Origin of the sequence: Streptomyces europaeiscabiei (genome assembly GCF_001550375.1) — a bacterium.
Taxonomy (GTDB): domain Bacteria; phylum Actinomycetota; class Actinomycetes; order Streptomycetales; family Streptomycetaceae; genus Streptomyces; species Streptomyces europaeiscabiei.
On record NZ_LRTR01000062.1, the window covers coordinates 1 to 7,563 of the forward strand.

6 protein-coding genes and 1 pseudogene are annotated in these 7,563 nt (G+C 71.8%); 1 reads left to right on the forward strand and 6 read right to left on the reverse strand.

Annotation, left to right across the window (positions count from 1 at the left end; translation table 11 throughout):
• From AWZ10_RS02790 to AWZ10_RS02815, 6 genes and pseudogenes are all read right to left on the reverse strand, one after another.
• A partial coding sequence (locus tag AWZ10_RS02790; protein WP_060890358.1) for a GvpL/GvpF family gas vesicle protein occupies positions 1–525 on the reverse strand: 525 nt, incomplete at its 3' end.
• Positions 522–947, reverse strand: a complete 426-nt coding sequence (locus tag AWZ10_RS02795; RefSeq protein WP_046702782.1) for a gas vesicle structural protein GvpA — start codon at positions 945–947, stop codon at positions 522–524. The genes AWZ10_RS02795 and AWZ10_RS02790, both read right to left, overlap by 4 nt.
• 98 nt (positions 948–1,045) lie before the next feature.
• The gene (locus AWZ10_RS02800; protein ID WP_046702814.1) at positions 1,046–1,411 is read right to left on the reverse strand and encodes a gas vesicle protein GvpO; all 366 of its coding nucleotides are present in this window, start codon (positions 1,409–1,411) and stop codon (positions 1,046–1,048) included.
• A gap of 77 nt (positions 1,412–1,488) precedes the next feature.
• Positions 1,489–2,264, reverse strand: a pseudogene (locus tag AWZ10_RS02805) (DNA polymerase domain-containing protein).
• 177 nt (positions 2,265–2,441) lie between these two features.
• Positions 2,442–4,289: a transketolase gene (locus AWZ10_RS02810; RefSeq protein ID WP_046702783.1), complete on the reverse strand. Its 1,848-nt coding sequence runs from the start codon at positions 4,287–4,289 to the stop codon at positions 2,442–2,444.
• Positions 4,286–6,070, reverse strand: a complete 1,785-nt coding sequence (locus tag AWZ10_RS02815) for an NAD(P)/FAD-dependent oxidoreductase (protein ID WP_244172363.1) — start codon at positions 6,068–6,070, stop codon at positions 4,286–4,288. The genes AWZ10_RS02810 and AWZ10_RS02815 overlap by 4 nt, the downstream gene beginning before the upstream one ends.
• Positions 6,071–6,303: 233 nt before the next feature.
• Between AWZ10_RS02815 and AWZ10_RS02820 the strand changes: the two genes are divergently transcribed.
• Positions 6,304–7,269 (forward strand): LLM class F420-dependent oxidoreductase, encoded by a 966-nt coding sequence (locus AWZ10_RS02820; protein WP_046702784.1) that lies wholly within the window; start codon positions 6,304–6,306, stop codon positions 7,267–7,269.
• Positions 7,270–7,563 lie beyond the last annotated feature (294 nt).

The following is a 7,563-nucleotide window of genomic DNA, read 5'->3' on the forward strand; positions in this document are numbered from 1 at the left end:
CCGCCGCAGCTCCGCCGCGTCGTCGGCCTCGCGGGCCTGCACCGCGGCGACGACCATCTCGCCGAGCCGCAGCCGGTCCTCGTACGTGCCGCCGCCCGCCTGCCGGTTGGCCTCGGTGAGGGCGCGCAGCTCAGGGTTCTCGCCCATCACGCGGTGCAGCACGGCCTCTTCGTCGTGGCTGGCCTTCACGTTGTACTCGACCTTGCCGTCGAGAGCGCCGAGCCGTTCCAGATAGTGCTTCGCGCGTTCGGCGAGCACCCCGGTGACGGACGCGTCGTCCGGTGCGACGCTGCCGAACCGCATGGGCAGCAGCGAACCGCCCGCACCCGCCTCGCTCAGAACGTTCTGGTGGGCGAGCAGGTCCTTGCGCTTGGGCCGCAGCCCCTCGGGAGCCTCACTGACGATCGCCGCCAACTCGCCCTCCTTGAGGACGCGCACCGGGCGCGCGGGGTCGCCCACTCCGCCCATGCCCTCGGGGAGTGCGGGGTGTGAGCTCGCCGTGATGCCGTAGACGTACGTGCTCACTCCTGTTCCTCCCTCTTGCGCGAGCTCGTGGTCTTGCGGGCCCGTGGCCGCGGCTCGGACTGGCTCTCCTCGCGGGACTGCTTGAACGCGTCCGAGATCGTCTCGGCGGCGCCGGACAGGGCCCCCTTGGACTTGCCGCGCGCGCCGGACTCGGTGATCTCACCGACGAGGTCCGGCAGGCCGGGGCTCTTGCGCGGCCCGGCCTCCAGATCGAGCCGGTTGCACGCCTCGGCGAAGCGCAAATAGGTGTCGACGCTGGCGACGACGACCCGGACGTCGATCTTCAGGATCTCGATGCCGACGAGGGAGACTCGTATGAAGGCGTCGATGACGAGCCCCCTGTCGAGAATGAGTTCCAGGACGTCGTACAGGCCGCTGCTGCCGCCTCCGCCGCCGGACTGCTGTGCCGGGACTACGGTCATACCGGCCGGCCCTCCTTGTCTGTGAATCTTGTCTGAGCAACGTGTCTGTGCAACTTGTCTGCGCAACGTGTCTGTGGATGCTGGAGCGGGACGACGGCCTAACGGCGATGCGGATCGGCCCTGCCGCGCTCGTAGCGGCGGACGCGCCGGTAGCCGGTGAGCTCGCCCTGGGGGTCGAGCTCCACGCGATAGCTCGCGAGCAGGCTCATCGTGTCGGGAACCCTGGCGATCTCCAGGACCTCGACCTCCAACGTCCAGCCGTCCCCGGTCTGTTCGAACGACGACACGGACTCGGGCGCCATGCCGGTCAGCTCCGCGAGCTGGCTCCGCGCATGACGCAGCACCTGCATGGGGCTGGGCCGGTCCTCCGCCGATTCCCGCGCCTCTTCCGGTTCTTCCGGTTCGTCCGCTTCTTGGGACTCGTGTGAACTCTGTGCCTTTGACGTGTTGGATGTGTTCGACATGACCACCTCGAACACCGAGTGGCCACACGCCCGTTGACCAAACATTTCCGGGTGGTGTGCGCAGCCGCCGCCGAATCTCAGCCGCGCGGCGCCGCGAGCCGCCGCCGTGCCGGTCCCAGCGCCCGGCCCCTGCTCATCGCCCCCGCCCAGGGGTTGGTGCGAGCCTGTTCGACGGCGTCCGTCAGGGTCCAGCGGCGGGCGTCGACGGCCGGGTCGTCGAGCTGTTCCCAGGTGAGGGGCGTGGCCACGGGCGCACCGGCGCGGGCGCGCACCGAGTAGGGGGCGACGGCGGTCTGGGCGTAGGCGTTGCGTTGCACGTCGGGGTAGAGCCGGTCGCCGCGGTCCTTCTTGCGGGCCTCGGTGGTGAGCCGCCCGGGGTGGGCACGGACGAGTGCGTCGGCGACCTCCTTCGCGAAGTCGCGCACCGCGTCGAAGTCGTCGTGCCCCTTCACCGGTACGACGATGTGGACGCCCGTGGAGCCGGTGGTCATCGGCACGGACGGCAGCCCCAGCTCGTCGAGCAACTCCCGTACGTGCCCTGCCGCGTCCCGGACCTGTTCGAAGTCGTCCACCGCCGGGTCGAGGTCGAGGACCAGGCGGTCGGGCCGGTCGACGCTGCCGGTCCGGGAGAGCCAGCGGTGCGGGGTGAGGCAGGCCCGGTCGGCGAGGTAGACGAGGGTGGCCGCGTCCTCGCACACCGGGTGGACGACCGTGCCGCCCTCCTTGGGCGCCTCGACGCGTTCGATCCGGTCCGGGTAGTGCCCGGGGGTGTTCTTCTGCGTGAACATGGCCCGTCGAGCCCGTCCGGGTGCCGTTCCAGCATCAGCGGGCGCCCGCGCAGGTGGGGCAGTATGAAGGGGGCGACGGCACGGTAGTAGGCGACGGGATCGCCTTTGGTGTACTCCTTGCCGACGCCGTGTCCGTCCGCGGGGAACAGCACCTTGTCGGGGCGGTGGATCTCGACGGTGCGGCGGCCGACCCGCAGCGACCGGCTGTCCCCATGTCCGACTCCCTTCCGTGTGTGAGCCGTTCAGGGCGTGATCGCGTGCTCCACCAGCAGCCGTCCGGCCACCGCGATCGCCTCCGCGTCGATGCCCGCCTCACGCAGCTGCTCCTCGGGGGAGGCCGAGCCCGGCATCGTACGGACCGCGAGGCGCACCAGGCGGGGCACCGGGCGGCCGTCGAGGAAGGCGTCGAGGACCGCGTCGCCGAGGCCGCCCTCCTCGTGGTGGTCCTCGACGGTGAGGATGCAGCCGGTGCGTTCGGCGGCCTCGCGCAGGGTGCGGCGGTCGACGGGCTTGACCGAGTAGAGGTCGATCACCCGGACCTGGATGCCCTCGCCGTCCAGCGCCTCGGCGGCCTTGAGGGCCTCGTGGACCGTGACCCCGGCCGCGACGACGGTGAGCCGGTCGGTGTCCGAGGCGCGCAGCACCTTGCTGCCGCCGACCGGGAACTCCTCGGTGGGGCTGTAGAGGACGGGTGTGCCGCCCCGGGACGTGCGCAGATAGCGGACGCCTTCGAGGCCGGCCATGGTGCCGACGAGCTTGGCGGTCTGGTTGGCGTCGCACGGGTACAGCACGGTCGAGCCGTGCACCGAGCGCATCATCGCCAGGTCCTCCAGGCCCATCTGCGAGGGCCCGTCCTGGCCGATGGCGGCGCCCGCGTGGGAGCCGACGAGGTTGATGCCGGATCCGCTGATCGACGCCATGCGGATGAAGTCGTGGGCGCGGGTGAGGAAGGCCGCGAACGTGGCGGCGTACGGCACCCAGCCGCGTGCCGCGAGGCCCACCGAGGCGGCCACCAACTGCTGTTCGGCGATGTAGCACTCGAAGTAGCGGTCGGGGTGCTCCTTGGCGAAGAACTCGGAGCGCGTGGAGTCGCCGACCTCCCCGTCCAGGGCGACGACGTCACCACGTGCGGTGCCGAGCGCGGCGAGCGCCTGCCCGTACGCGTCGCGGGTCGCGACCTCGTCGCCGACCTCGAAGCGCGGCAGCTCCAGGTGCCCGGTGCGTACGGCGTGCAGCATCCGGGCGGCGGGCGGCTGCCGGACCTCGACGCGGAGGTCGCGTACGCCGCCGAGTTCCGCGATGGCCTCGTCGGCGTCCTTGAGCGGCTTGCCGTGCAGGCCCTCACGGTCCTGGACGGCCTCGACGCCCTTGCCCTTGAGGGTGCGGGCGAGGATCACGGTGGGCTGTCCCTTGGTGGACTCGGCCTCGCCGTACGCGCGGTCCACGGCGTCCACGTCGTGCCCGTCGATCTCGATCGTGTGCCAGCCGAAGGCCGCGAAGCGGCGGGCGTAGGCGTCCAGGTCGTGTCCGTGGCGGGTGGGTCCGCGCTGCCCGAGCCGGTTGACGTCCACGATCGCCGTCAGATTGTCCAGATGCTCGTACGAGGCGTGCTCGGCGGCCTCCCACACCGAGCCCTCGGCGAGTTCGCTGTCGCCGCACAGCACCCACACCCGGTAGCCGGTACGGTCCAGCCGCTTCCCGGCCAGCGCGATACCGACGCCGACGGGCAGTCCCTGGCCGAGCGAGCCGGTGGCCGTCTCCACCCACGGCAGCCGCCGTGGCGTGGGGTGCCCTTCGAGCCGGCTGCCCAGCTTCCGGAACGTCATCAGCTCCGTCTCGCTGATCGCGCCCGCCGCCTTGTACGCGGAGTACAGCAGGGGCGAGGCGTGCCCCTTGGACAGCACGAAGCGGTCGTTGGCGGGGTGCTGGGGGCGGTCGAAGTCGTACCGCAGATGCTTGGCGAGCAGCACCGCCATCAGCTCGGCGGCCGACATGGACGACGTCGGATGCCCGGAGCCGGCGGCCCCGGACGCGCGCACACTGTCCACCCTCAACTGTTGCGCCAGCTCGGTGAGTTGATGGCTGTTCATGACTCTCCTTCCGAACCCTTGGCGGGCTTTGACGGGTCATGGGGCGCCGGGCGCCGTGGCGGCGCCTGCGGCTTGGGCCGCGGTGACGGCGAGGGCAGCGGTGGCTGCCTCTCGGTGCCGGGCGCGGAGGTGTCGGATGCTGAGGGCGACGGTGAGGCGTGCGGTTGCCCGTGAGTCCCTGGCACCGCCGTCGGGCCGGGCCTGTCCGGGGCAGTCCGCTTGTGCAGAGCGTCCTGCTTGTTCGGGGCGTTCTCCTTGTTCGGGGCGTCCTGCTTGTTCGGGGCGTCCTGCCTGTTCGGGGCGTTCTCCTTGTTCGGGGCGTCCTGCCTGTTCGGGGCGTCCTGCCTGTTCGGGGCGTCCTGCTTGTTCGGGGCGTTCTCCCTGTTCGGGGCGTCCTGCTCAAGTGCGGCTCCCGGCCCGGCCGACGTCCCCGCCCGCTCGGGTACGGCTCGCTCGCGCGCCACGCCTGTCTTCTCCGGCCCTCCCGGCACCCTCGCCAGTTCCGGTGACGCCGTGTCCAGCGGTACCGACCAGGACCGGACGAGGCCCAACTGGACGCCCTGCCGGGGCAGTACGGCGTCGAGGAGCCAGTCGGCGGCGACGCGGACGCGGTTGCCGGGCATGGCGGCGAGGTGGTAGCCGCGGGTGACGGCACCGGCGAGGGGGCCGGACAGCGGTACGCCGAGAGGGTTGGCGGCGGCCTTGACGCCGCCGAGGTCCACGACGAAGCCCAGGTCGCTGTGGCGGTAGGGCTTGGGCTCGCCGCGGCCGAGGGACGCGGCGACGTTGCGTCCGGCCACCTTGCCCTGCCGCCACGCGTGCTGCGCGGTCATCGGCGTGTACTGGCCGGGCCTGGTCAGATCAGGCACGGCGGCCGCGTCCCCGCAGGCGAACACCTCGGGCCGGCCGGGCACCCGCAGCGTGGGCTCGACGAGCAGCCGGCCGCGTTCCATCGCCAGCCCCAGCGACTCGGCGAGCGGATCGGGCCGTACGCCCACACACCACACCAGCGTGCGCGTGTCGACGAACTCCCCGTCGCTCAGCAGAACTCCGCCCGATGTCGCCTCCTTCACGGAGGTCCCCGTCCGCACGTCGACACCCCGCTGCCGCAGCACCTTGTCGGCGGTCCGCGCCAGCTTCTCGTCCATCTCCGGCAGCACCCGCTCGGCGATGTCGAGCAGCATCCAGCGCGGCCGTACACCTTCCCGCAACGGCTGCTTCCGGGTCAGCTCGTCGGTGAACATCTGGCCCTGGGCGGCGACCTCGGTCCCGGTGTACCCGGCGCCGACCACCACGAAGGTGCATCGCGCACGACGGCTCTCGGGGTCGTCGCCGGCCGCCAGCTCCACCTGGCGCGTCACGTGGTCGCGGAGATACAGCGCCTCGGGCAGCCCCCGGAAGCCGTGGGCGTGCTCGGCGACACCCGGGATCGGCAGCAGCTTGTTCACGCTGCCGGCCGCGAGCACCAGCCTGTCGTAGGTCAGCGTGCCGACACCGCCCTCGGGGTCCGCGTAGCGCACGGTCCGCGCGTCGAGGTCGATGTCGTCGGCCTCCCCGAGCACCAGGCGTACATGGCGCAGGGTGCCGGTCAGGGAGACGGTCACCCGGCGTGGCTCCAGGATGCCGACGGCGACCTGGGGCAGCAGGGGCAGATACAGAAAGTAGTCGGTCGGGTTGAGCAGGGTGATGTCGGCCCTGCTCCGGGTCAGCCGCGCAAGCGTGCGGGCCGTCCGGTAGCCGGCGAAGCCGCCACCGACGATCACGATGCGGGGTCGACTCACGGTTCGCCTCCGGCGGGGTCGCGCATACGGAGTCCTCAGCGTCCTCGGGCGTATGGGTTCTGAGCGTTCTCAGGCGTACGGGTCCTGTGCCGTTCGAGCCTTCCGCGTCCCCCTGGCCCGGGTCCCCAAACCGCCTGGCCCCCCGGACCTCCGTGGGTTTCCCCTGTGACCTCCGGGTACCCGGCCCACGACCCGATCCGCCCCCGATCGCACCTGCCGCGGAGGTACGCCCCATGCCCGAGTACGGATACTTCCTGGCGACCGAGGAGTTCGGTCCCGCGGAGCTGATCGAGCAGGCGAGGATGGCCGAGCAGGCCGGGTTCGACTGTCTGTGGATCTCGGACCACTTCCACCCGTGGAACGACGCCCAGGGCCAGAGCCCGTTCGTGTGGTCGGTGATCGGCGCGCTCTCCGAGGCCGTGTCGCTGCCCATTGAGACGGCGGTGACCTGTCCGACCGTGCGGATCCACCCGGCGGTCGTCGCACAGGCGGCGGCGACCAGCTCGGTGATGACCGGCGGCCGCTTCCGCCTCGGCATCGGCTCGGGCGAGGCACTCAACGAGCACGTCGTCGGAACCCGTTGGCCGCCGGCGGACGTCCGTCTGGAGATGCTGGAGGAATCGGTCCAGGTGATGCGGCGCCTGTTCACCGGCGAGGAGGTCACCCATCGCGGCCCGCACTTCACGGTGGAGAACGCCCGCCTCTACACGGTTCCCGACGCGCCCGTCCCCATCGACATCTCCGGCTTCGGCCCCAAGGCCACCGGGCTCGCCGCCCGCGTCGGCGACGGCTTCATCACCATGGGCCCCGACGAGGAGCTGGTCACCCAGTACCGCAAGGGCGGCGGGGGCGCGAACCCCGTCAGCGGCGGTACGAAGGTGTGCTGGGGCCCCGAACGCGACGCGGCCGTCCGACTCGTCCGCCGTCTCTGGTCGAGCCAGCTCCTGCCCGGCGAAATGGCCCAGATCCTGCCCACTCCCAGCCACTTCGAGCAGCTGGAGCCGCTGGTCACCGAGCAGATGGTCGGCGAGAACACGGTCTGCGGCGACGACGTCGACGAACACGTCGCCGAACTGAGCGCCTTCGCCGACGCCGGCTTCGACCGTGTCTACGTCAGCCAGATCGGTCCCGACCAGCGCGGGTTCTTCGACTTCTACCGCACGAAGGTGTTGCCGCAACTCCGGCAGGGCTCCCGCTGACCAGTCCCGCCCCGGAATTCTCGGCCCGGACGATGTTCCCTCCCCCCATCGTCCGGGCTCCCCATCGTCCGGCCATCGTCTGGGTCGAGCGCATGCCACGTGGAGCGGGACCGGGAGGCTCATGCCGTCCCGGCCCCGCTCCACGTGCCCCGCTCCACGTGCCCGGCTCTCACCGGCCCCGGTGGCGCTGTTCCTCGGATTCGGCACCGGCCGGCGCCGGTCCGCCCGCGGTACCGGTCCCGGTCCCGACGCCGGGTGCGACGGGCGGCGCCGGCGGATAACCGGCCGGACACA